This is a genomic window from Allobosea sp. CS1GBMeth4, assembly GCF_900185715.1.
Classification (GTDB): domain Bacteria; phylum Pseudomonadota; class Alphaproteobacteria; order Rhizobiales; family Beijerinckiaceae; genus Allobosea.
Window position 1 is genome coordinate 139,111 of record NZ_FYAS01000031.1, and the last position, 22,070, is coordinate 161,180.

The following is a 22,070-nucleotide window of genomic DNA, read 5'->3' on the forward strand; positions in this document are numbered from 1 at the left end:
CTTGCTGCGGCCGAGATAAGCATCGACGCCTGAATTCGCCATCTGGGCGCGCGAGGTTACGGGTGATCCCTTGCCGCGGGGAGAGGCGGGGGCCTTCAGATCACCGCCTCGATCAGGAACGGCCCCTTGCGGCCGAGCGCGCCCTTGAAGAGCCTGGTGAACTCCTCGGCGGTCGTGGCGCGGGCGGCTTCGACGCCCATGCCCTTCGCCATCGAGACCCAGTCCAGCGCCGGCTCGTCGAGGTTGAGCATCAGCTTGGCGTTGCGGCCGAAATCGTTGACGCCGACATTGCGCATCTCGCCGTGCAGGATCGCATAGGTGCGGTTGGCGAAGACCACGGTGACGACGTCGAGGTTCTCGCGCGCCTGGGTCCACAGGCCCTGCACCGTGTACATGCCGGAGCCGTCGGCCTGCATCCCGATCACCTTGCGGTCAGGGCAGGCGACCGCCGCGCCGATCGCGAGCGGGATGCCTTCGCCGATCGCGCCGCCGGTGAGCTGGATATAGTCGTGCTGCGGCGCGCCATGGCAGTCGTAATAGAAGCTGCGGCCCGAAGAGACGGATTCGTCGCAGACGACCGCGTTCTCCGGCAGCAGCCGCGCGACGATGGCGCAGACCTTGTCGGCGTCGAGCGCGCCGCCGGGCAGCGCCTCGCCAGCCCGCTGCGGCGCAGCGATGAAGGCGGGCGGCGTCGCCCTGGCCGAGAGCGCGTCCGCGAGCGCCTCGATCGCTGCCGGCAGATCCTCGCCCGGCACGGCGAGCTGCTCGACATGGCAGCCTTCGTGCACGAGGCGGCCCGGCTTGCCGGGATAGGCGAAGAAGCCGACCGGCACCTTGGCGCCGATCAGCACGAGCAGGTCGATGCCGGCGAGCTGCTGCAGCGCCATGTCGACCGGATAATATACTTTCGGGATGGCGACGCGGCCGGCGCCGCGCTCGATCCGGCCGTTCGACATCTGCGCGAAGATCTGCGCGCCGGTGGCGGCGCAGACGCGCGCTGCCATGTTCATCGGCCCTTCGCGCAGCGCCGAGCCGGTCAGCATGATCGCCGCGCGCGAGCCGTGCTTGCGCAGCAGGCCCGCGACCTCGCGGATTCGCGCCTGATCAACCTGCTTCGGCGCCGGCACGGTCGTGCGCTTCAGCTCCGCCGGCTCGACGCTGCCCCAGGCGCAATCGGCAGGCAGGATCACGGTGGTGACGCCGGGCAGCGACAGCGCGGCGGCATAGGCTTCGCCGATCGCCGGGCCGACATCCTCGGGTGAAGCGATGCGGCGCACGAACTGCGACATCGGCCAGGCCAGGCCCTCGATGTCGCTGGTCAAGGGCGCGTCGTGCCGCAGATGATAGGTCGCGTGGTCGCCGACCACGTTGATCATCGGCGTATAGGCGCGCTTGGCGTTGTGCATGTTGGCGAGCGCGTTCGCCATGCCGGGCCCGCAATGCAGCAGCGTCGCCGCCGGCTTGTCGGCCATGCGAGCATAGCCGTCGGCCGCGCCGGTGACCACGCCCTCGAACAGGCCGAGCACGCAGCGCATCTGCGGCTTGCGGTCGAGCGCCGCGACGAAGTGCATTTCCGAAGTGCCGGGATTGGCGAAGCAGACATCGACATCGTTGACCAGCAGCGTGTCGCACAGGCGGTCGGCGCCATTCATCCGGGAGAACCTCTCGATAGCCAAAGGCGCTCCGCGCCGATCCCGCCGAGGGGAAGGGATCGCCATCGCAGTGTCAAACAAGAGAATGTCATTGCTTTCCCAAGCTGCGGTGATCAGCCATTCCGCCGGCTCCGGACGGTCCCGCTCCGCCTTGACGGATTTGCATATGCATTTAACCTGAACTGGAACGAAGCTTGCTTTATCGGGCCTGATCGGGCTGCGTTGGCCGGGGTCCGCCGCAGGCGGAATCGAGAGGGGAAAGGGTTCGTCATGACAGGTGTGAAGCGTATCGGGGCGGCGGCCGGGATCGGCCTCGCCGCTTTCGTTGCGGCGGGCGGCGCGCAAGCCCAGACCAAGGTGAGCATCGGCATCTCCGGCTGGACCGGCTTCGCGCCGCTGGTGCTCGCCAAGGAAGCCGGCATCTTCGCCAGGAACGGCCTCGACGTGACGATCAAGAAGATCCCGCAGAAGGACCGCCACCTCGCCATCGCCTCGGGCGACATCCAGTGCGCCGCGACCACGGTCGAGACTTGGATCGTCTGGGACGCCGCCGGCATCAAGACCAGGCAGATCTTCCAGCTCGACAAGAGCTACGGCGCCGACGGCATGGCCGTGCGCAGCGCGACCGGCTCGATCAAGGACCTCAAGGGCAAGACGGTCGCCGCCTCGGCGCCCGGCACCTCGCCCTATTTCGCCCTCGCCTGGATCCTCAAGGAGAACGGCATGTCGGTGAAGGACGTCAGTGTCGTCAACATGGAGCCGGGCCCGGCCGCGCAGGCCTTCATCGCCGGCCAGAACGACGCCGCCATGACCTACGAGCCCTATCTCTCGGCGGTGCGCGAGAAGCCCGACGCCGGCAAGATCATCGCCACGACGCTCGATTATCCGATGGTGATGGACACCTTCGGCTGCACGCCGAAATTCCTCGCCGAGAACGACGCGGCCGCCGCGGCGCTGACCAAGAGCTATTTCGATGCGCTCGCGATGATCAAGTCCGACAAGGACAAGGCCTATGGCATCATGGGCGCCGACGTGAAGCAGACGGGCGAGCAGTTCGGCAAGTCGGCGGGCTTCCTGCGCTGGTCGGACGCCGAGGGCAACAAGGCGTTCTTCTCCGGCGAGTGGCAGGCCTTCACCGCCAAGGCCGCCGACCTGCTGCTCGAGATCGGCCTGATCAAGGCCAAGCCCGATATCAACTCCCTGGTCGAGACGAAATACGTCGCCGGCAAGTGAGCTGACGCAGCCGTCATTCCGGGGCGGCCCGAACGGCCGAGCCCGGAACCCATGAACACGTCATTGCCCAGCGCGCTCCGGGCCCTGCCGCTTCGTCCGCAGAGGTCGGTGTTCATGGGGGCCGGGCTCGCGGCTTCGCCGCGCCCCGGAAAGACGAGAGAGAAGTATGAAACCACTTCAGCCGGTCTCCGCCGCCGCCCGTGTCGGCTACGGCGTCGCCTTCTTCGCGCTCTTCGTCGCGGTCTGGTCGGTCGCGACCTTCGGCGGCTATGTGCAGAAACTCTTCCTCGCCGATCCGCTCGCCATGGTCGGCGAAGGCTGGAACCTGCTGGTCAACCACGGCTTCATCGTCGATATCGGCATGACGATCTGGCGGGTCCTCGGCGGCTTCGTCCTCGCCGTCGTCGTGGCGCTGCCGCTCGGCATCCTGATGGGGGCCTACAAGCCGGTCGAAGCCTTCCTCGAGCCCTTCGTCTCCTTTGCGCGCTATCTGCCGGCCTCGGCCTTCATTCCGCTGCTGATCCTCTGGGCGGGCATCGGCGAGACGCAGAAGCTCCTCGTCATCTTCATCGGCTCGTTCTTCCAGCTCGTGCTGATGATCGCCGTCGCGGTCGGCGGCATCAGGCGCGACCTGGTCGACGCCGCCTATACGCTGGGCGCCAGCGACCCTTCCGTGGTGCGCCGCGTGCTCCTGCCCAATGCCGCGCCGGAGATCGCCGAGATCTTCCGCCTCGTCCTCGGCTGGGCCTGGACCTATGTCATCGTCGCCGAGCTGATCGGCTCCTCTTCCGGCATCGGCCACATGATCACCGACAGCCAGGCGCTGCTGAACACCGGACAGATCATCTTCGGCATCATCGTCATCGGCCTGATCGGGCTGGTCTCCGATTTCCTCTTCAAGGCGGTCAACCAGCGCCTGTTTCCGTGGGCGCAGGCATGAGCAAGCTCCTGATCGACCAGGTCGGCAAGGTCTTCCCGGCCCGCGGCAAGGGCCAGCCGACCCGCGCGCTGATGCCGACCTCGCTGAACGTCGCCGACAACGACTTCATCACCATCCTCGGCCCCTCCGGCTGCGGAAAGTCGACGCTGCTGCGCATCGTCGGCGGGCTGGAGACGGCCACCGAAGGCAAGATCCTGCTCGACGGCGCCCCCGTCACCGGGCCGGGCGCCGATCGCGGCTTCGTCTTCCAGAGCTATACGCTGTTCCCTTGGCTGACGGTGGTGCAGAACATCGCCTTCGGCTTGCGCGAGAAGGGTGTGCCGGAGCGCGAGCGGCTCGACATCGCCCGCAAATGGGCCGAGCGCGTCGGGCTCGCCGGCTTCGTCGACCATTTCCCCAAGCAGCTCTCCGGCGGCATGCAGCAGCGCACCGCGATCGCCCGCGCGCTCGCCAACGATCCCAAGATCCTCCTGCTCGACGAGCCCTTCGGTGCGCTTGACAACCAGACCCGCGCTCTGATGCAGGAAATGCTGCTCGGCATCTGGGAGCGCGAGCAGAAGACCGTGCTCTTCGTCACCCACGACATCGAGGAGGCGATCTTCGTCGGCTCGCGCGTCGTCGTGATGAGCGCGCGGCCGGGCCGGATCAAGGCCGATATCCCGGTCGAACTGCCCCATCCGAGGCCCTATACAATCAAGACCTCGCCGGAATTCGTCGCCCTGAAGGAGCGGCTGGTCGAGGAGATCCGCGTCGAGGCGGTGCTCGCGGCGGAGGGGCACTGAAGACGCTTGCCCCAGCCGTGCCGGTTGACACCACACCGGTATGGTGGTTCCTTCCTGCCGAAATTGGCCTGACCACATGGCCAAATCGATGCCGCTCGAAACCGGGGGGCGCAGGGAAGGATCCAGGGAGCCGATGCCGCTCGCAGTCGTCGAGTCGCCGCGTCTTTATCGGCAGATCGCCGATCAATTGCGCCACCTCATCGACCGGCATGAATTTCCGGTCGGCAGCCGCCTGCCGGCCGAGCGCGAGCTCGCGGAGAAGCTCGGCGTCTCCCGCCCCTCGGTGCGCGAGGCGCTGATTGCGCTCGAGGTCGAGGGCCGGGTGCGCATCCGCATGGGTTCCGGCGTCTATGTCGTGGATTCCGTGCATGCGGCTGCGCGTCACATCGGTGCGGACTTGCCTGCCGAGGGCCCGTTCGAGGTGCTGGAAGCGCGCCGGCTCGTCGAAGGCGCGGTCTCGGCCGAAGCGGCGACGCGGGCGAGCCCGGAACAGCTCGCCGGCCTCGCCGGCCTTCTCGACCAGATGGAGCAGCCCGGCCTCCCGGCCGAACGGCTGATCGCGCTCGACCGCGCCTTTCATGTCGAGATCGCGGCGATGCTCGGCAACACCCTGCTGGTGCGCTGCGTCGGCGAGCTCTTCGACCAGCGCATGAGCCCTTATTTCCGGCGGCTCGCACAATATTTCGAGAACGAGGAATCGTGGCGGGCCGCGGCGCGCGAACATCGCGCCGTCCACGCCGCTCTCGCGGGCGGCGACGGCGAGGCTGCGCGCGCAGCCATGCGCGTTCATCTCCAGGCCTCGCAGGAGCGCTTCTCGCAGAGCTTCGGTGAGGTCGACGTCAAGCGGGCAGGCGAGCGTCAGCGCCGGCACGCTCGGACCAAATGACGCAAGCTCGCTCGCAATCCAGGTTCCAGGGAGGACAGACGATGAAACTGCATTACGCCCTCGCCGCGCTCGCCGCCGGCGCGCTTTTCGCCGGTACGCCGGCCGAGGCCCAGACCAAGCTGAAATGGGCCCATGTCTACGAGACCCCGGAGCCCTTCCACACCGAGTCGGTCTGGGCCGCCGAGGAGATCAAGAAGCGCACCAACGGCAAATACGAGATCACGGTCTATCCGGCTTCGCAGCTCGGCAAGGAGACCGACATCAACCAGGGCCTGACCCTGGGCACTGTCGACATGATCATCTCCGGTTCGAGCTTCGCCGCGCGCAGCTTCCCGCCGATCGGCGTGACCTATTACCCGTTCACCTTCCGCGGCCCCGACCATCTGCTCGCCTACACCAAGAGCGACGTCTTCAAGGAGATGGCCAAGGGCTACCAGGAGAAGAGCGGCCACCAGATCCTGGCCGTGACCTATTACGGCACCCGCCACACCACCTCGAACAAGCCGATCAAGACCTGCGCCGACATGAAGGGCCTGAAGATCCGCGTGCCCGACGTGCCGGCCTATCTCGCCATGCCGCGCGCCTGCGGCGCCAACACCACGCCGATCGCCTTCGCCGAGGTCTATCTCGCGCTGCAGAACGGCACCGTCGAGGCGCAGGAGAACCCGCTCAACACCATCGACGCGAAGAAGTTCTACGAGGTCCAGAAGCACATCGTGCTCACCGGCCACATCGTCGATCACCTCAACACCGTCGTCGCCAAGCAGCTCTGGGACAAGCTCTCGCCGGAGGACCGCAAGGTCTTCACCGACGTTGCCCAGGAGGCGGCCGAGCGCGCCACCAAGAAGATCCAGGCCGACGAGGCCAAGCTCGTGCAGGTCTTCAAGGATCGCGGCCTCACCGTGACCGAGATCGACAAGGCCGACTTCCTCGCCGCGGTGCAGAAGAACGTCACCTTCGAGCAGTTCGGCTATCGCAAGGCCGACTGGGAGAAGATCCAGGCGATCAAGTGATCGCCCGTTCCCTTCGGTGACGGTTCGCCGTCATTGCGAGGAGCGCAGCGACGAAGCAATCCAGGGGCCGCCGAGCGAGCCCTCCTGGATTGCTTCGCTTCGCTCGCTATGACGGCAAGCGCCGCGACCCTGACCCTGACCGGATTCAGCCATGACCACGACGCCGGAAATCCATACGCAAGTCACCAGCGAGGAGATCGCCCACGTCTTCGACGAGGCGCCGCCGCCGGCCGACCTGTCCGGCTACGGGGCCGAGGACTGGGCGACGCTCGCCGCCTTCTGGGTCATGGTCGCCTGCGTCGTGGCCCAGTTCTTCACGCGCTACGTCCTCAACGACAGCTTCGCCTGGACCGAGGAGATCGCGATCTACGCGCTGATCGTCGTCGTCTTCCTCGGCTCGGCGATGTGCGTGCGCGCCTCGCGCCACATCCAGGTCGACTTTCTCTATCGCTACCTGCCGCATCGCGCCGGCCGGGCGCTCGCGACCGCGGTCGACATCGTGCGGATCGGCTTCTTCGCCTACGGCACGGTGCTGACGCATCGCTACGCCGAGCTCATCCCCGACGAGATGATGACGACCATCCAGTTCCCGAAATCGGTCGTGTTCTATGCGGTCGTGATCGCCTTCGGGCTGATGACGCTGCGCGCGATCCAGGTCGCCTGGCAGAACTGGCGGCGAGGTTATTCCGTGCTGGAGCGTCCCTCGGCCTTCGACGGCTCGGAGGCCTGAGACCGACATGCTGATCCTGCTCGGAACCTTCCTCGGCCTGATGGTGCTCGGTGTGCCCGTCGCCGTCGCGATGGCCGTCGCCTCGCTCGCCTTCATCCTCGCCACCGGCACGGTGCCGGACGTGATCATGGCCCAGCGCATGATCGCCGGCGTCGAGAGCTTCCCGCTGCTGGCGGTGCCCTTCTTCATCCTCGCCGGCAACCTCATGAACATCGCCGGCGTGACCGGCCGCATCTATTCCTTCGCCGTCGCGCTCGTCGGCTGGATGCGCGGCGGCCTCGCCCAGGTCAACATCATCGGCTCGGTGATCTTCTCCGGCATGTCCGGCACCGCGATCGCCGACGCCGCCGGCATCGGCACGATCGAGATCAAGGCGATGAAGGATCATGGCTACTCGACCGAGGTCGCGGTCGGCGTCACCGCCGCCTCGGCCACGCTCGGGCCGATCATCCCGCCATCCCTGCCCTTCGTCATCTACGGCATGATGGCGAACACCTCGATCGGCGCGCTCTTCCTCGGAGGCGTCCTTCCCGGCGTGATGATGACCCTGTTCATGATGGCGACGGTCGCGATCTTCGCCCGCATCTACAGATGGGGCTCGGACACGCCGTTCTCGCTGCGCCAGCTCGGCTCGGCCGGCGTCGAGGTGCTGGTCGTGATGGGTTTCCCGCTTCTCGCCTACGGGCTGGTCTTCGCGGGGCTCGATCCCAATCTCGCCATCGGCATCGCGCTCGCGGTGCTGCTGGCGCTGGACTACTACTTCGACTTCTCGGCCGTGATGGCGCTGATGACGCCGGTCATCCTGATCGGCGGCATGACCATGGGCTGGTTTACGCCGACCGAGGCAGCCGCTGCGGCCGTGATCTGGTCGCTCTTCCTCGGACTGGTCCGCTACCGCTCCATGACCATGCGCAGCTTGACCAAGGCGACCTTCGACACGATCGAGACCACGGCCTCCGTGCTGTTCATCGTCACCGCCGCCTCGATCTTCGCCTGGCTGCTCACCGTCTCGCAGACCGCGCAGCTGCTCTCCGACCTGATCCTCGGCTTCACCCAGAACAAATGGGTGTTCCTGATCCTGGTGAACCTGCTGCTGCTCTTCATCGGCTGCTTCCTCGACACCATCGCGGCGATCACCATCGTGGTGCCGATCCTGCTGCCGATCGCCCTCAAGCTCGGCATCGACCCGATCCATTTCGGCCTGATCATGACGCTGAACCTGATGATCGGCCTGCTGCATCCGCCGCTCGGCATGGTGCTGTTCGTGCTCTCGCGCGTCGCCAGGCTCTCGGTCGAGCGCACCACCATGGCGATCCTGCCCTGGCTGGCGCCGCTCTTCGCCGCGCTCCTGGCGATCACCTTCATCCCAGAGGTGACGCTCTGGCTGCCGCGCACCATGGGCATGATCCGATGAGGGCAAGACGGCGGAGCTGGCCTCGCGTCGCCTCCGCGGCGTAGCGCGGCTCCGGCGCCAAGGCTCCACGCAACGGAACATATTGTTACTTTTCTCGTTTTCTGTGATGGAGCTGACGGCTGCGGCATGCGGCTGGCGGGGATCAGCTTTGCGCCGAACCCTCTGTTACGCTGCCGCGGGTGATCGCCATCTTCGATGGCGAAGGGGCACTGCCGTGAGGTGGCGCCATGCGCAGTCTGTTGATGACCATGTTGTCCCGGCTCATCTGCGAGCCGCGTGTCGATGTCATGTTCGCCGATGGAACGCTCCATTCGGCCGGGCGAGGGACGGCGCCCGCGATCAAGCTTCGGATATCCGACCGCGAGACCGAGTTCAGGCTGGCCCTCGATCCCGAGCTTGCGCTCGGCGAGGCCGTGATGGACGGCCGCGTCGTCGTCGAGCGCGGCACGCTCTACCAATTGCTCGAGGCCCTGGTGCGCGGCCTGTCGCGGCAGCCGCCTTCTGCCTGGGCGAGCGGGCTGACGAGGCTGCGCACGGCAGTGCGCCGGCTGAAGCAGCACAACACCCCGGCCTGGGCCAAGCGCAACATCCATCACCACTACGATCTCAAGAGCGAGTTCTTCCGGCTCTTCCTCGATGAGGACCAGCAATATTCCTGTGCCTTCTTCGAGCATCCGGGCGCGACGCTGGAGGAGGCGCAGGCGGCTAAGAAGCGCCGCATCGCGGCGAAACTGGCCCTGAAGCCGGGCCAGCGCGTGCTCGACATTGGTTCCGGCTGGGGCGGGCTCGGCCTATCGATCGCGCGCGAGACCGGGGCGAAGGTGACCGGCATCACCCTCTCCGAGGAGCAGCTCGCCGCCTCGAGCAAGCGGGCCGAGGAATCGGGGCTGCCCGTCGAGTTCCGCCTGCAGGACTACCGTGCCGTGACCGAGCGCTTCGACCGCGTCGTCTCGGTCGGCATGTTCGAGCATGTCGGCGTCGGCTATTATCGCGACTATTTCCGCAAGATCCGGGAGCTGCTCGAGGATGACGGCGTCGCGCTGATCCACACGATCGGCCGCAGCACGCCGCCGGGCGCGACCAACCCCTTCATCGCGAAGTACATCTTCCCCGGCGGCTACATCCCGGCGCTCTCGGAAGTCGCGGCGGCGGTGGAGAAGGAGGGGCTGATCATCACCGATGTCGAGGTGCTGCGCCTGCACTATGCCGAGACGCTGAGAGCCTGGCGCGAGCGCTTCCTCGCCCGGCGGCAGGAAGCCGTCGCCATGTATGACGAGCGCTTCGCCCGGATGTGGGAGTTCTACCTCGCCGCCTCGGAAGCGAGCTTCCGCTATGACGGCCTCGTCGTCTTCCAGCTCCAGCTCGCCAAGCGGCTCGATACGCTGCCGATGACTCGCGATTACATGAGCGAGAAGGGCAGGGCGCCGCTGGCGACCCGGCCGCAAGCATCGGAGGAACCGAGGCCGGCGCTCGTGCGGTGAGCGGAACCGAGCCGGGCTATGTCGGCCCGCCGGCCTCGGCCGGAGCCGGACCGACATAGCGGGCGCGCGGCCGGATCAGCCGGCCGCTCTCGTTCTGCTCGAGCGCGTGGGCGAGCCAGCCGGTGCAGCGCGCCGCGGCGAAGATCTGGAACGGCGCCGTCTCCGGCAGCTCGAACCGCACCGCGAGCGCCGAGAGGGCGAAATCGATGTTCGGCTCCTCGCCCGTCATTGCGCCGATCGCAGCCTGCGCCCGCGTATGGGCGGCCGGTGGTTCGAAGGCCGCGAACAGGGCCCGCGCGCGCGGGTCCCCGTCGGGGTAGAGCGGGTGGCCGAAGCCCGGCAGGCCGGTGCCCGCCTCCAGCCGCGCGGCGAGCGTCGCCTCCAGCCCGTCGCGCTCGATGTCCCGCATCAGCGCGAGCACGCGCGGCGCGATGCCGCCATGCAGGGGCCCGGAGAGCGCTGCGAGCCCGGCCAGGGCGCAGGCGGCGAGCGAGGCGCCGGTCGAGGCGGTGACGCGCGCCGCGAAGGTCGAGGCGTTGAGCTCATGGTCGGCGAGCAGGACGAGCGCGCGCCGGATCGGCTCGGCGCCGTCGGCCCCGCAGCCCCAGGCGCGCGCCAGCCGCTGATGGATCGGTCCCTCGCCCGGGCCGCCGGCGATGGCGTCGACCAGCGCGTCGAGCACGGCCGCGGCCTCGAGATAGAGCGCCTTCTTGGCCCGGCCCGCCATCGGTCGGTCGGACGCGGCGCGCCCCGCGATCACCGCGAAGATGCGCGCGAGCGGCTCGCCGGGCGGGACCATGGTCGCCTGCGGCGGGAAGCGCTGCGTCCCGCAATCCCACAGCAGCCGGGCGACGTCCTCCAGCCTGGCGCTCTCGGCGAGGCGCGCCGCCTCCCGCCCGCGATACCACAGGCCGCCGCGCTCGATTGTGGTGATGCTGGAAGGGAGCACCGGCTCGCCATAAGCGATCGCATCCTCGGCGATCGCAGCCGGGCGGCGGCCGCGCGCCTTGCGATGCTCCAGCCGGGCGACGTCCTCGGCGCGATAGAGGCTGCGGCGAGAATCTCCGGCATCGCTGCGGGCCTCGATCAGCCCGCGGCTGACATAGGCGTAAAGCGTCTGCGGCTTCAGGCGTAGCCGCGCCATCGCCTCCTGTGCCGTCAGCCAGTCCTGCATCATTCCTCTCCTAGAAATATTGATTGTATTGTTCAAGATTGATCGTTGCAATGCGGACGCCGATCCTCGAGCCGATCGCTTTTGAGGAGTTCTTGCCATGTCCGATGGTCTCGATGACGTCGTCGCCGCCCACACCGTGCTCTCGGAGGTCGACGGTGCCGCCGGCCGCCTCGTGATCCGCGGCCACAGCCTCGCCGAGCTCGCCGGCCGCACCAGCTTCGAGGAGATGGCGGCGCTGCTGCTGGAGGGCTTGCTGCCCGGCCTGCCGCAGGGCCGCGACCTGGCGGCGGCGCTCGGCCGCGCCCGCGCCGATCTCTTCCCGATCGTGGAGCGTGCTTCCCTGTCGGACGATCTCGGCCCGGTCGAGGCGCTGCGGGCCTGGACGGCGCAGATGTCGGATGGAGAAGAGGCGGGGACGGCGCTGAAGCTGCTCGCCGCGCCGGCGGTCTTCAGCGCCGCTGCCGTGCGCAAGCGGCGTGGCCTCATGCCGATTGCGCCCGATCCCACGCTGTCGCAGGCGGCGGACACGCTGCGCATGCTGCGCGGCGAGGCGCCGACCGGGGCGCAGGCCGCCGCGCTCGACGCCTATCTCGTCACCGTCGCCGATCACGGCCTCAATGCCTCGACCTTCGCCGCGCGCGTCGTCGCCTCGACCCGGGCCGGGCTGGTCTCGGCCGTGCTGGCCGGGATCAGCGCCTTGAAGGGCCCGCTGCATGGCGGTGCGCCGGGGCCGGTCATCGAGATGCTCGACGCCATCGGCGAGCCGGCCAATGCTCGGGCCTGGCTGGAGGGCGCGCTCGACCGCGGCGAGCGGCTGATGGGCTTCGGCCACCGCGTCTATCGTGTTCGCGATCCGCGTGCCGATGCGCTGAAGCAGGCGATCGCTCGGCTCGGCGCCGATGCCGGCCGCCTGCGCCATGCCGAGGCGGTCGAGCTGGCGGCGCTCGCGATCCTGCGCGAGCGCAAGCCCGGCCGCTCGCTCGAGACCAATGTCGAGTTCTACACGGCGCTGCTGCTGGAGGCGCTCGGCTTCCCGCCGGAGGCCTTCACCTGCGTCTTCGCGCTCGGCCGCACCATGGGCTGGCTCGCCCATGCCCGCGAGCAGATCGAGACCGGCCGGCTGATCCGGCCGCAATCGGTCTATGTCGGCCCGCAGCCGAGGCGGGCGGCGTGAAGAGCACGTCATGCTCGGGCATGACCCGAGCATCTCGGGGCCGGAAGAGGCGCCAGCCGGCGCCGTCTCGTCACGAGTTTCTCGGGTCTGCGCTGCGCTGCGCCCCAGAATGACGCGTGGATTAGCGCTCCGCCGTCAGCCAGACCGCATAAAGCTCCGCCTCACCGCTATGGCTGACCAGCTCGACGCGTCCCGGCGCCTCCAGGATCGCGCTGTCGCCGGCGACGAGCGCTGCGCCGCTCACCTGCCAGTCGCCCTTGCGGGCGACCAGCACCAGCAGGCCCTCGCTCGCGCTGAGCGAGCCTGCGCCGGAAACACGTTCGACCCGGTGCCGCCAGAGGCCGCGCCGGCTCATCACGTTGAGATCGTCGATCGGCCCGTCGGCCAGCAGCCCCTCGACCGCGCGGTCGGCGGCGAAGGAATAGGGCGCGCTCGTCCGGTCGAGCTGGACGCGCTCGCCGTCGCCGAAGGCCAGGGTGATGCCGACGCCGGTCAGCACCGACAGCGTCCGGTCGATGCCGGGAAAGGCCGAGAACGGCCCGTCCTGCCCGACATGGGCCATGCTGATGCGCCAGTCGAAATCGCTCAGCGAGGCGCCCTCCGGCGCGACGGCGATCTCGGTCGTGGTGCCGCCGCCGTTCTTCCACGGCATGACCAGGCAGTCGGCGGCGCGGATGAGGCGCATCGGAGATCCTCGCTGGAAAATGCATCTCTCACCGTCATTGCGAGGAGCGAAGCGACGAAGCAATCCAGCAGGGCGTAGAGAGCCATGGCCCCTGGATTGCTTCGCTGCGCTCGCAATGACGGGTTTCGTCAGCCCAGAATCCCGGGCAGCTTCAGCCCCTTCTCGCGGGCGCAATCCAGAGCGATCTCGTAGCCGGCATCGGCATGGCGCATCACGCCGGTGGCGGGGTCGTTCCAGAGCACGCGCTCCAGCCGCCTGGCCGCCTCCGGCGTGCCGTCGGCGACGATGACGACACCGGCATGCTGCGAATAGCCCATGCCGACGCCGCCGCCATGGTGCAGCGAGACCCAGGTCGCGCCGCCGGCGGTGTTGAGCAGGGCGTTGAGCAGCGGCCAGTCGGAGACCGCGTCCGAGCCGTCCTTCATCGCCTCGGTTTCGCGGTTGGGCGAGGCGACCGAGCCGGAATCGAGATGGTCGCGGCCGATCACGATCGGCGCCTTGACCTCGCCTTTCGCCACCATTTCGTTGAAGGCGAGGCCGAGCCGGTGGCGGTCGCCGAGGCCGACCCAGCAGATGCGCGCCGGCAGGCCCTGGAACTGGATGCGCTCGCGCGCCATGTCGAGCCAGTTGTGCAGGTGGTGATCGTCCGGCATCAGCTCCTTCACGCGCTGGTCGGTGCGGTAGATGTCCTCCGGATCGCCGGAGAGCGCCGCCCAGCGGAACGGGCCGATGCCGCGGCAGAACAGCGGGCGGATATAGGCCGGCACGAAGCCCGGGAAATCGAAGGCGTCGGCGACGCCCATATCCTTGGCCATCTGGCGGATATTGTTGCCGTAATCGAGCGTCGGGACGCCCATGCGCTGGAAGTCGAGCATCGCCCGGACGTGCTCGGCCATGGACCTCTTGGCGGCTTCGATCGTGCCGGAGGGGTCGCGCTCCTTGCGCTCGTCCCATTCCTCCAGAGTCCAGCCGGCGGGCAGATAGCCGTTGAGCGGGTCGTGCGCCGAGGTCTGGTCGGTGACGACGTCCGGCCGGATGCCGCGGCGGACCATGTCGGGAAAGATCTCGGCGGCGTTGCCGAGCACGCCGACCGAGACGGCCTTGCCCCTGGCATGGGCGGCTTCGATGATCTTCAGGGCATCGTCGACGCTGTCGGCCTTCTCGTCGAGATAGCGGGTGCGCAGGCGGAACTCGATCGAGGACGGCTTGCACTCGACCGCGATCATCGAGGCGCCGGCCATGGTCGCGGCGAGCGGCTGGGCGCCACCCATGCCGCCGAGGCCGCCGGTCAGGATCCACTTGCCCTTGAGGCTGCCGCCGTAGTGCTGGCGGCCGACCTCGACGAAGGTCTCGTAGGTGCCCTGAACGATGCCCTGCGTGCCGATATAGATCCAGGAACCGGCCGTCATCTGGCCGTACATCATCAGCCCGAGCTTATCGAGATGGTGGAAATGCTCCCAGTTGGCATAGGCCGGGACGAGGTTCGAATTCGCGATCAGCACGCGCGGCGCGTCCGGATGCGTCTTGAAGACGCCGACCGGCTTGCCGGACTGGACCAGCAGGGTCTCGTCGGCTTCGAGCCCGCGCAGGGCGCCGACGATCCTGTCGAAATCCTCCCAGCTGCGGGCGGCACGGCCGATGCCGCCATAGACCACGAGTTCGCCCGGCTTCTCGGCGACGTCGGGGTCGAGATTGTTCATCAGCATGCGCAGCGCCGCTTCCGTCAGCCAGGACTTCGCGGTGCGCTCGCTGCCTTTCGGGCTGCGGATGACGCGGCTGTTGTCGATGCGGGTCATGGCTTCGTCCGTTCGATGTGGGTGGCGGCTGCGAGCGCGGCCGCGATCATGCTGGAGAGGGTCGACTGCAGGCTGGCGGCCTTGGCCGGAGCGAAAGCCCAGGGCGCCGCCTCCTCGTCGAGATAGGCGGAGAGCGCGATCTCCATCTGGAGCGCGTGGACATGCTCGGCTGGCTGGCCGTAATGCCGGGTGATCCAGCCGCCCTTGAAGCGGCCGTTGACGACCTGGCTGAAGGCGCTGCCGGCCATCGCAGCGGCCGCAGCGGCTTCAATGGCGGGCGCGGCGCTGGCGCCTGAATTCGTGCCGAGGTTCAGCGTCGGCAGCGTGCCCGGAAACAGGCGCGGGATCACCGACTTGATCGAATGGCAGTCCCAGAGCAGGCAGAAGCCGTGCTGCGCCCTGGCATGCGCGATCTCGGCGGCGAGCGCGTCGTGATAGGGCTGGAAATAGGCTTCGCGTCGCCGGGCGATCTCGGCCTCGTCCGGCGGCGTCTGCCAGATCGGCGCGCCGTCGAAGGTGGTGGTCGGCACCAGCTCGGTCGTCGCCTGGCCGGGATAGAGCGAGACGCCGGCCGGGTCGCGGTTGAGGTCGATGACGAAGCGCGAGAGCTGCGCTTCGACGATGGTCGGCTGGAAGCGCTCGGCGAAGCCGTAGAGCCGGCGCATGTGCCAGTCGGTGTCCTCGACCAGCTTGCCGCGCGCATTGAGCTGCGCCGCCACCTCGGCCGGCAGGCCGGTGCCCGGATGCGGCATCGACAGGACGAGCGGCGACGAGCCGCGCGTGACGGAGACGATGTCGGTGGTCATGTGTTGTCTCCGACGTCATGCTCGGCCTTGTGCCGAGCATCCACGTCTTGAACACCGCGCTCGACCAGCGAAGACGTGGATGGTCGGGACAAGCCCGACCATGACGGAAAGGGCGAGTTTCTCACGCCGAAAGCTCCCCATAGCTGTCGACCCCCGCCGCCTTTCCGAGCGCGCCCGAGAGCACCAGCTCCGTCGCCGCGGCGAGATCGGGCGCGAGATAGCGGTCCTCGGTCAGCGGCGCGATACGCTCGCGGATCAGCGCCAGCACCGGCTCGAGGCGCGGCGAGGTCCGGAGCGGCCGGTGATGCTCGATCGCCTCGGCCGCCGCCATCAGTTCGACCGCGACGATGCTCGCCGCGTTCTTCGCCATCTCGATCAGGCGGAAGGCGCCATGCGTCGCCATCGAGACATGGTCTTCCTGGTTGGCCGAGGTGGGGATCGTGTCCACGGAGGCCGGAAACGCCTTCTGCTTGTTCTCGGAGGCGAGCGCCGCGGCGGTCACCTGCGCGATCATGAAGCCCGAGTTGAGGCCGGCATCGCGGGCGAGGAAGGGCGGCAGCCCGCTCATCACCGGGTCGACCAGCAGTGCGATGCGGCGCTCGGCGAGGTTGCCGATCTCGCAGACCGCCATCGCCAGCATGTCGGCGGCGAAGGCGACCGGTTCGGCGTGGAAATTGCCGCCCGAGACGATCTCGCCCGGCCCGAGCACCAGCGGGTTGTCGGTGACGGCATTCGCCTCGATCGCGAGCGTCGCCGCGGCGTTGCCGAGCAGGTCGCGCACCGCGCCCATCACCTGTGGCTGGCAGCGCAGCGAATAGGGGTCCTGGACCTTGCTGTCGCCGAAGCGGTGGCTCTCGCGGATTTCGCTGTCCGCGATGAGATCAAGCAGCAGGGCCGCCACCCTGATCTGGCCGGGCTGGCCGCGCAGCCCCTGGATGCGCGGGTCGAACGGCGTGTCGGAGCCCTTGAGGGCGTCGACCGAGAGCGCGCCGGCGATCAATGCCGCATCGAAGACGCGGGCGAGGCTGGCGAGTCCCGCCAGCGCCAGCGCGGTCGAGACCTGCGTGCCGTTGATCAGCGCGAGGCCTTCCTTGGCGCCGAGCGCCAGCGGCGCCTGGCCGATCCGCTTCAGTGCCTCGGCTGCCGGCAGCACCTCGCCCTTCAGCCTGATCTCGCCGACGCCCATCAGCGCCGCGGTGAGATGTGCGAGCGGGGCGAGGTCGCCGGAGGCGCCGACCGAGCCCTTTGCCGGTACGACCGGCAGCGCGCCGGCCGCGAGCGCGCCGGTCAGCGCCTCGACCACCACGGGCCGCACGCCGGAAGCGCCCCGCGCCAGGCTGGCCGCCTTCATCGCCAGGATCAGCGCCACGACGGAATCGGGCAGGGCGGGCCCGGTGCCGACCGCATGCGAGAGGATGAGGTTGCGCTGCAGGGCGGCGAGGTCGGTGTCGGCGATGCGCACGCTGGCGAGCTTGCCGAAGCCGGTGTTGACGCCGTAGGTCACGGTGCCGGCCGCGACGATCTCGTCGACGATCGCCTGCGCGCCGGCGATCGCGCCGGTCTCGGCGAGAGAGACGGCGGCGCCGTCGAGGACATGGCGCCAGTCGGCGAGGCGGGCCTCGCCGGGAGTGAGCGATAGCGTGGTCATTGTCCGTTCCGGATGCGGGCGTGAAGCGGGTTGAAGCCGAGGCGGTAGGCGAGCTCGGCCGGGCGTTCGATGTCCCAGATGGCGAGGTCGCAAGCCTTGCCCGCCTCCAGCGTGCCGATCTCGTTCTCCAGGCCGAGCGCCCGGGCGGCATTGCGGGTCATGCCGGCGAGCGCTTCCTCCGGCGTCAGCCGGAACAGGGTGCAGCCCATGTTCATGGTCAGAAGCGGCGAGGTCAGCGGCGAGGTGCCCGGATTGGCGTCGGTGGCGAGCGCGATCGGCACGCCATGTCGACGCAGGAGCTCTATTGGCGGCTTCACCGTCTCGCGCAGGAAGTAGAAGGCGCCCGGCAGCACCACCGCGACGGTGCCGGCCCTGGCCATGGCGATCACGCCGGCCTCGTCGAGATGCTCGAGATGGTCGGCCGAGAGCGCGCCGAAGCTGGCCGCCAGCGCCGCGCCGCCGAGATTGGAGAGCTGCTCGGCATGAATCTTGATGGGCAGACCCTTCGCCTTCGCCGCGGTGAAGACGCGCGCGGTCTCCGCCGGCGAGAAGGCGATGCCTTCGCAGAACACATCGACCGCGTCGGCGAGCTTCAACGCCGTGATCGCGTCGAGCATCGGGCCGCAGACGAGGTCGACATAATCGCCGGAACGGCCCTTGAACTCCGCCGGCACGGCATGGGCGCCGAGGAAGGTTGTCAGCACCCTGACCGGGCGCTCGCGCCCGAGCCGGCGGGCGACGGCGAGGACCTTCACCTCGCTGTCCGTGTCGAGCCCGTAGCCCGACTTGATCTCGACGGTGGTGACGCCCTCGGCGATCAGCGCGGACAGGCGCTTGTCGGCGCTGGCGAAGAGTTCGTCCTCGCTCGCCGCACGCGTCGCCTTGACGCTGGAGGCGATGCCGCCGCCGGCGCGGGCGATCTCCTCATAGCTCGCGCCCTTGAGGCGCAATTCGAATTCACTGGCGCGGTCGCCGCCGTAGACGAGGTGGGTATGGCAATCGATCAGCCCCGGCGTGATCCAGCGGCCCTCGCAATCGATGATCTCGGCCTGGCCGATGGTCTCGACCTCTGCACGCGGGCCGGCGAAGACGATGCGGCCGTTGCGGGCGATGACGATGCCGTCCTCGATCGCGCCATAAGGCGCGTCCGCATCGGCCACCATGGTCGCGAGCCGGGCGTTGATCCACACTCGCTGACTGTGGGAAGGGGTCGCCGCCACGTCGCCTCCTCTCGACTTCGCCTGCTTTGCAGCTATGCTAGACAATTGCATATGCAAATAGCAAGCTTGATTTGCATATGCAATTGAAGGAAACGACGGCGTGACCGGACACACGACACTGCATCTCGCCCAGGCGCTGCTGCCCGGGGGCTTCGCCGAGAACGTCACGCTGACGCTCGATCATGGAACCATCATGTCGGTCGTGACGGGGCAGGCGGCGCCCGCCGGGGCGACCGAGCTCGCAGGGCTGACCCTGCCCGGCCTGCCCAACCTGCACAGCCACACCTTCCAGCGCGGCATGGCCGGCCTCGCCGAGCGCCGCGGCGCCTCCGAGGATTCCTTCTGGACCTGGCGCGAGGTGATGTACCGCTTCCTCGACCGCCTGAGCCCGGATGACGTCCAGGCGATCGCGGCGCAGGCCATGGTCGAGATGCTGGAGGGCGGCTTCACGGCGCTCGCCGAGTTCCACTACCTGCATCACGACAAGGACGGCCGCGCCTATGGCGACATCGCCGCCATGGGCGCCGCGGTCGCGGCCGCCGCGGCGGAGACCGGCATCGGTCTGACCTTGCTGCCGGTGCTCTATCGCTACGGCAATTTCGGCTGCGCGGCCGCGGCACCCGGCCAGCGCCGTTTCCTCAATGACCGCGACGCCTATGCGCGGCTGGTCGAGGGCAGCGAGAAGGCCGTCGCCGGGCTCCCCGATGCCCGCGTCGGGCTGGCGCCGCATTCGCTGCGCGCGGTGGCGCTCGACGACCTGACCTGGATCGCGCAGCTGCGCCGGAACGTGCCGCTGCACATTCATGTCGCCGAGCAGACCCGCGAGGTCGAGGACAGCCTCGCCATCACCGGCCGCCGGCCGGTCGAACTCCTCATGCAGACCGTCGCGGTCGATGCGCGCTGGTGCCTGATCCACGCCACCCATCTCAGCGATGCCGAGCGCGACGCGATGGCGCTCTCCGGCGCGGTCGCCGGCCTGTGCCCGATCACCGAAGCCAATCTCGGCGACGGCATCTTCGACGGCGTGCGCTACCGCGGGAAGGGCGGGCGCATCGGCGTCGGCAGCGATTCCAATGTCGAGATCGGCGCCGGCGGCGAATTGCGCATGCTCGAATACTCGCAGCGCCTGCGCGATCGCCGGCGTGCGCTCTGGGCCGAAGCGGGCGTCTCGGCCGGCCTTCGGCTCTGGCAGGACGCCTGTGCCGGCGGTGCCCAGGCCTGCGGCCGCAGCATCGGCGCGATCGCCGTCGGCCGCCGCGCCGACCTCGTCACCCTCGAGGCAGGGCACCCGGCGCTGGTCGGCAAGGCTGGCGACCTGGCGCTCGACAGCGCGATCTTCTCGGCGCCGGCGCTGCCCGTAGCGGACGTGCTCGTCGGTGGAAAGCCTGTGGTCAGCGGCGGCCGGCACATTGACCGCGCCCGCATCGCAGCCCGCTATGGCCGGGTGATCCGCAATCTCCTCAGCTGAGCCTCAGGGAGCCATGAGCCCACCTCAGATCGACGCCGTGACGCTGGACGGGGCCGGGCCGCTCTACGACCAGATCCGCCGCGCCATCCGCGATCTGATCCTGGCCGGCAGCTGGCCGCCGGGCACGGCGGTGCCGCCCGAGCACGCGCTGATGGAGAAGCTGGGCGCCTCGCGCATGACCGTGCACCGGGCGCTGGCGCAGCTCGCCCGCGAAGGGCTGATCACCCGCCGGCGCCGGTCTGGCACCATCGTCGCGAGCCCGCCGGCGAGCCACGCCATGCTCGACATCCTCTCTATCCCGGAGGAGGTCCGCGAGCACGGCCAGATCTACAGCTATCGCATCCTGCAGCGGCGCGACGGCAAAGCCTCGCGCGAGATCGCGGCGCGCTTCGATCTCGCCCGTTCGGCCGAGATCGCGCATCTCACCGTGCTGCATTTCGCCGACCGGGCGCCGCATGTGCTGGAAGACCGGGTAATCCATCTCGCCGCCATGCCGAAGGTCGTGGACGAGACCTTCGCCGAGACGCCGCCGGGCGACTGGCTGCTCCGCAACAGCCTCTGGACTCAGGCCGAGCACGCGATCAGCGCCGTCGCGGCGGGGCCGCAGGAGGCTGAACTCCTGACGATCGATACCGGCGAGCCCTGCCTGCTCGTCGAACGCCGGACCTGGAACCAGGCGCAACCGATCACCGCCGTGCGCCTGCTCTATCCGGGCGGGCGCCATCGCTTCGTCGGCCGCTTCGGGCCCTATGGGGCGGTCTGAGCACGAGCCCCGACAGGGCGAGCACGGCGAAGCGATCCAGGGGACGTTGAGCTCTGTCGCCCCTGGATTGCTTCGTCGCTTGCCTTGGACGATGCGTCAGCAGGCGTAGCGCACGCGGCGGCCCCATTCGTCGCGGCCGTAGCAGATCCGGTCAGGCGTCGTCGCCGAGCCGATGATCGCGCCGCCGGCGCCGCCGATCGCCGCCCCCGCCAGTGCGCCGCCGGCACGCCCGGTCGCGGCTCCGCCGACGAGCGCGCCGGCGCCAGCGCCGATCAGAGCACCGGTCGCTGTGTTCTGCTCGCGCGGAGTGCAGGCGCCGAGCGCTGCCACCGCGGCGGATACGAGCATGAGTTTCCTGATCATCGGGCGTTCCTCCTCGGTGTGCGGAACGATGGCACCGATGTGGGCGACGCCATTCCGCGATGTCTGCTTCGGATCGCCGGTTCGTGCCGTGCGGGCCGATTGCGTCGCTGCTCAAACCGGGGCGGCGGACGTTTGTTCCGAAAGCCGGTCGCGTCGCCGCCGCGGCGGGTCCCGCCGATGCCGCCGGAGCGCGCAATTTTGTCGGCCGGAACGGGAACCCCGGCGCCCGCGCGGGGTTGATGGGGCGAGCCGGCCTCGCCGCCGGCCATCAGATATATATGGAGGACCCGATGAGCGCTACGATGACCGCAGCCTCTCACGCTGCCAACCCGCTGATCGCCGGGGCGCGCGTCGCCGGTACCGACGTCTACAACACGGCCGGCGAGCATCTCGGCTCGATCTACGACGTCATGCTCGACAAGGCGACGGGCAAGGTCGCCTACGCGATCATGTCCTTCGGCGGCTTCCTCGGGTTGGGTGAGAAATACCATCCGATTCCGTGGAGCATGCTGGATTACGATGTCGAGAGAGGCGGCTATGTCGTGCCCTTGACGCGCGAGAAGCTGGAAGCGGCTCCGATGTACGGTGCCGACGGCGAGCCGGACTGGCACGACAGAGAGTATGGCAAGCGGGTGCACGATTACTACGGCACGATGCCGTACTGGATGATGTGAGCGCGTCGCGGCGTCTCGCACACAGGCGCAACTCGCGGCGGTCGCTATCCCCCCAGCCGGATCGTCGTGATTGCGTGGTGCGGGCCGAAAGGCCCGCACCTTTTTTGTGGGAGCCGGCATGCTCGCGGCGATCCGCCTTGTTCCCGACAAGAGGGGCGCCCATATCGC

At 68.8% G+C, this 22,070-nt stretch carries 20 protein-coding genes; 12 read left to right on the top strand and 8 right to left on the bottom strand.

All coding sequences use genetic code 11. The features are described 5' to 3' along the window. Positions 1–95: 95 nt before the first annotated feature. Positions 96–1,652, bottom strand: coding sequence for an acetolactate synthase large subunit (locus CS1GBM4_RS19305; protein WP_186420372.1), 1,557 nt, complete (start codon positions 1,650–1,652; stop codon positions 96–98). 270 nt (positions 1,653–1,922) lie between these two features. On the opposite strand from CS1GBM4_RS19305, the gene CS1GBM4_RS19310 reads away from it, so the two are divergent. The 8 genes from CS1GBM4_RS19310 (at position 1,923) to CS1GBM4_RS19345 (ending at position 10,131) form a co-directional block, all read left to right on the top strand. Beyond that, positions 1,923–2,885, top strand: a complete 963-nt coding sequence (locus CS1GBM4_RS19310; RefSeq protein ID WP_186420373.1) for an ABC transporter substrate-binding protein — start codon at positions 1,923–1,925, stop codon at positions 2,883–2,885. Positions 2,886–3,051: 166 nt separating this feature from the next. Next, on the top strand, positions 3,052–3,825 hold the full coding sequence (locus tag CS1GBM4_RS19315; RefSeq protein ID WP_186420374.1) for an ABC transporter permease: 774 nt from the start codon (positions 3,052–3,054) through the stop codon (positions 3,823–3,825). Continuing rightward, positions 3,822–4,607, top strand: a complete 786-nt coding sequence (locus CS1GBM4_RS19320) for an ABC transporter ATP-binding protein (protein WP_186420375.1) — start codon at positions 3,822–3,824, stop codon at positions 4,605–4,607. The genes CS1GBM4_RS19315 and CS1GBM4_RS19320 overlap by 4 nt, the downstream gene beginning before the upstream one ends. Positions 4,608–4,740: 133 nt before the next feature. Beyond that, positions 4,741–5,493 (top strand): FadR/GntR family transcriptional regulator, encoded by a 753-nt coding sequence (locus CS1GBM4_RS19325; protein WP_186420376.1) that lies wholly within the window; start codon positions 4,741–4,743, stop codon positions 5,491–5,493. 41 nt (positions 5,494–5,534) lie between these two features. Then, positions 5,535–6,506 (top strand): sialic acid TRAP transporter substrate-binding protein SiaP, encoded by a 972-nt coding sequence (locus CS1GBM4_RS19330; protein WP_186420377.1) that lies wholly within the window; start codon positions 5,535–5,537, stop codon positions 6,504–6,506. 151 nt (positions 6,507–6,657) lie between these two features. Beyond that, a complete protein-coding gene (locus tag CS1GBM4_RS19335) occupies positions 6,658–7,236 on the top strand; it encodes a TRAP transporter small permease (RefSeq protein WP_186420378.1) in 579 nt (192 codons plus the stop codon). 7 nt (positions 7,237–7,243) lie between these two features. Next, a complete protein-coding gene (locus CS1GBM4_RS19340; RefSeq protein WP_186420379.1) occupies positions 7,244–8,650 on the top strand; it encodes a TRAP transporter large permease in 1,407 nt (468 codons plus the stop codon). A 242-nt stretch (positions 8,651–8,892) separates the two neighbouring features. Beyond that, positions 8,893–10,131 (top strand): cyclopropane-fatty-acyl-phospholipid synthase family protein, encoded by a 1,239-nt coding sequence (locus tag CS1GBM4_RS19345; RefSeq protein ID WP_280177735.1) that lies wholly within the window; start codon positions 8,893–8,895, stop codon positions 10,129–10,131. Between the two features lie 16 nt (positions 10,132–10,147). On the opposite strand, the gene CS1GBM4_RS19350 is transcribed toward CS1GBM4_RS19345, so the two are convergent. Then, complete coding sequence (locus tag CS1GBM4_RS19350) at positions 10,148–11,305, bottom strand: citrate synthase family protein (protein ID WP_186420381.1); 1,158 nt, start codon at positions 11,303–11,305, stop codon at positions 10,148–10,150. A gap of 97 nt (positions 11,306–11,402) precedes the next feature. On the opposite strand from CS1GBM4_RS19350, the gene CS1GBM4_RS19355 reads away from it, so the two are divergent. After that, on the top strand, positions 11,403–12,479 hold the full coding sequence (locus tag CS1GBM4_RS19355; protein WP_186420382.1) for a citrate synthase/methylcitrate synthase: 1,077 nt from the start codon (positions 11,403–11,405) through the stop codon (positions 12,477–12,479). Between the two features lie 121 nt (positions 12,480–12,600). Here CS1GBM4_RS19355 and CS1GBM4_RS19360 read toward each other — a convergent pair whose 3' ends face one another. The 5 genes from CS1GBM4_RS19360 to hutI all read right to left on the bottom strand — a co-directional run bounded on the left by CS1GBM4_RS19360 (position 12,601) and on the right by hutI (position 18,577). After that, positions 12,601–13,164 carry a HutD family protein gene (locus CS1GBM4_RS19360; RefSeq protein WP_186420383.1) on the bottom strand — a complete coding sequence of 188 codons (564 nt, stop codon included), beginning with the start codon at positions 13,162–13,164 and terminating at the stop codon, positions 12,601–12,603. Between the two features lie 128 nt (positions 13,165–13,292). Continuing rightward, positions 13,293–14,960 carry a urocanate hydratase gene (hutU, locus tag CS1GBM4_RS19365; protein ID WP_186420384.1) on the bottom strand — a complete coding sequence of 556 codons (1,668 nt, stop codon included), beginning with the start codon at positions 14,958–14,960 and terminating at the stop codon, positions 13,293–13,295. Continuing rightward, a complete protein-coding gene (hutG, locus tag CS1GBM4_RS19370; protein ID WP_186420385.1) occupies positions 14,957–15,766 on the bottom strand; it encodes an N-formylglutamate deformylase in 810 nt (269 codons plus the stop codon). Before hutG ends, hutU begins: the two co-directional genes overlap by 4 nt. A 121-nt stretch (positions 15,767–15,887) precedes the next feature. Beyond that, a complete protein-coding gene (gene hutH / locus CS1GBM4_RS19375; protein WP_186420386.1) occupies positions 15,888–17,414 on the bottom strand; it encodes a histidine ammonia-lyase in 1,527 nt (508 codons plus the stop codon). Further along, positions 17,411–18,577: an imidazolonepropionase gene (hutI, locus tag CS1GBM4_RS19380; protein WP_244607314.1), complete on the bottom strand. Its 1,167-nt coding sequence runs from the start codon at positions 18,575–18,577 to the stop codon at positions 17,411–17,413. Before hutI ends, hutH begins: the two co-directional genes overlap by 4 nt. A gap of 157 nt (positions 18,578–18,734) precedes the next feature. On the opposite strand from hutI, the gene CS1GBM4_RS19385 reads away from it, so the two are divergent. Next, complete coding sequence (locus CS1GBM4_RS19385; RefSeq protein WP_244607307.1) at positions 18,735–20,102, top strand: formimidoylglutamate deiminase; 1,368 nt, start codon at positions 18,735–18,737, stop codon at positions 20,100–20,102. A gap of 13 nt (positions 20,103–20,115) precedes the next feature. Further along, a complete protein-coding gene (hutC, locus tag CS1GBM4_RS19390; RefSeq protein WP_186420388.1) occupies positions 20,116–20,865 on the top strand; it encodes a histidine utilization repressor in 750 nt (249 codons plus the stop codon). 96 nt (positions 20,866–20,961) lie between these two features. Here hutC and CS1GBM4_RS19395 read toward each other — a convergent pair whose 3' ends face one another. Then, complete coding sequence (locus CS1GBM4_RS19395) at positions 20,962–21,228, bottom strand: glycine zipper domain-containing protein (protein WP_186420389.1); 267 nt, start codon at positions 21,226–21,228, stop codon at positions 20,962–20,964. A gap of 302 nt (positions 21,229–21,530) precedes the next feature. Here CS1GBM4_RS19395 and CS1GBM4_RS19400 point away from each other — a divergent pair, with 302 nt between their 5' ends. Further along, positions 21,531–21,902, top strand: coding sequence for a PRC-barrel domain-containing protein (locus tag CS1GBM4_RS19400; RefSeq protein WP_244607308.1), 372 nt, complete (start codon positions 21,531–21,533; stop codon positions 21,900–21,902). Positions 21,903–22,070: the final 168 nt, after the last annotated feature.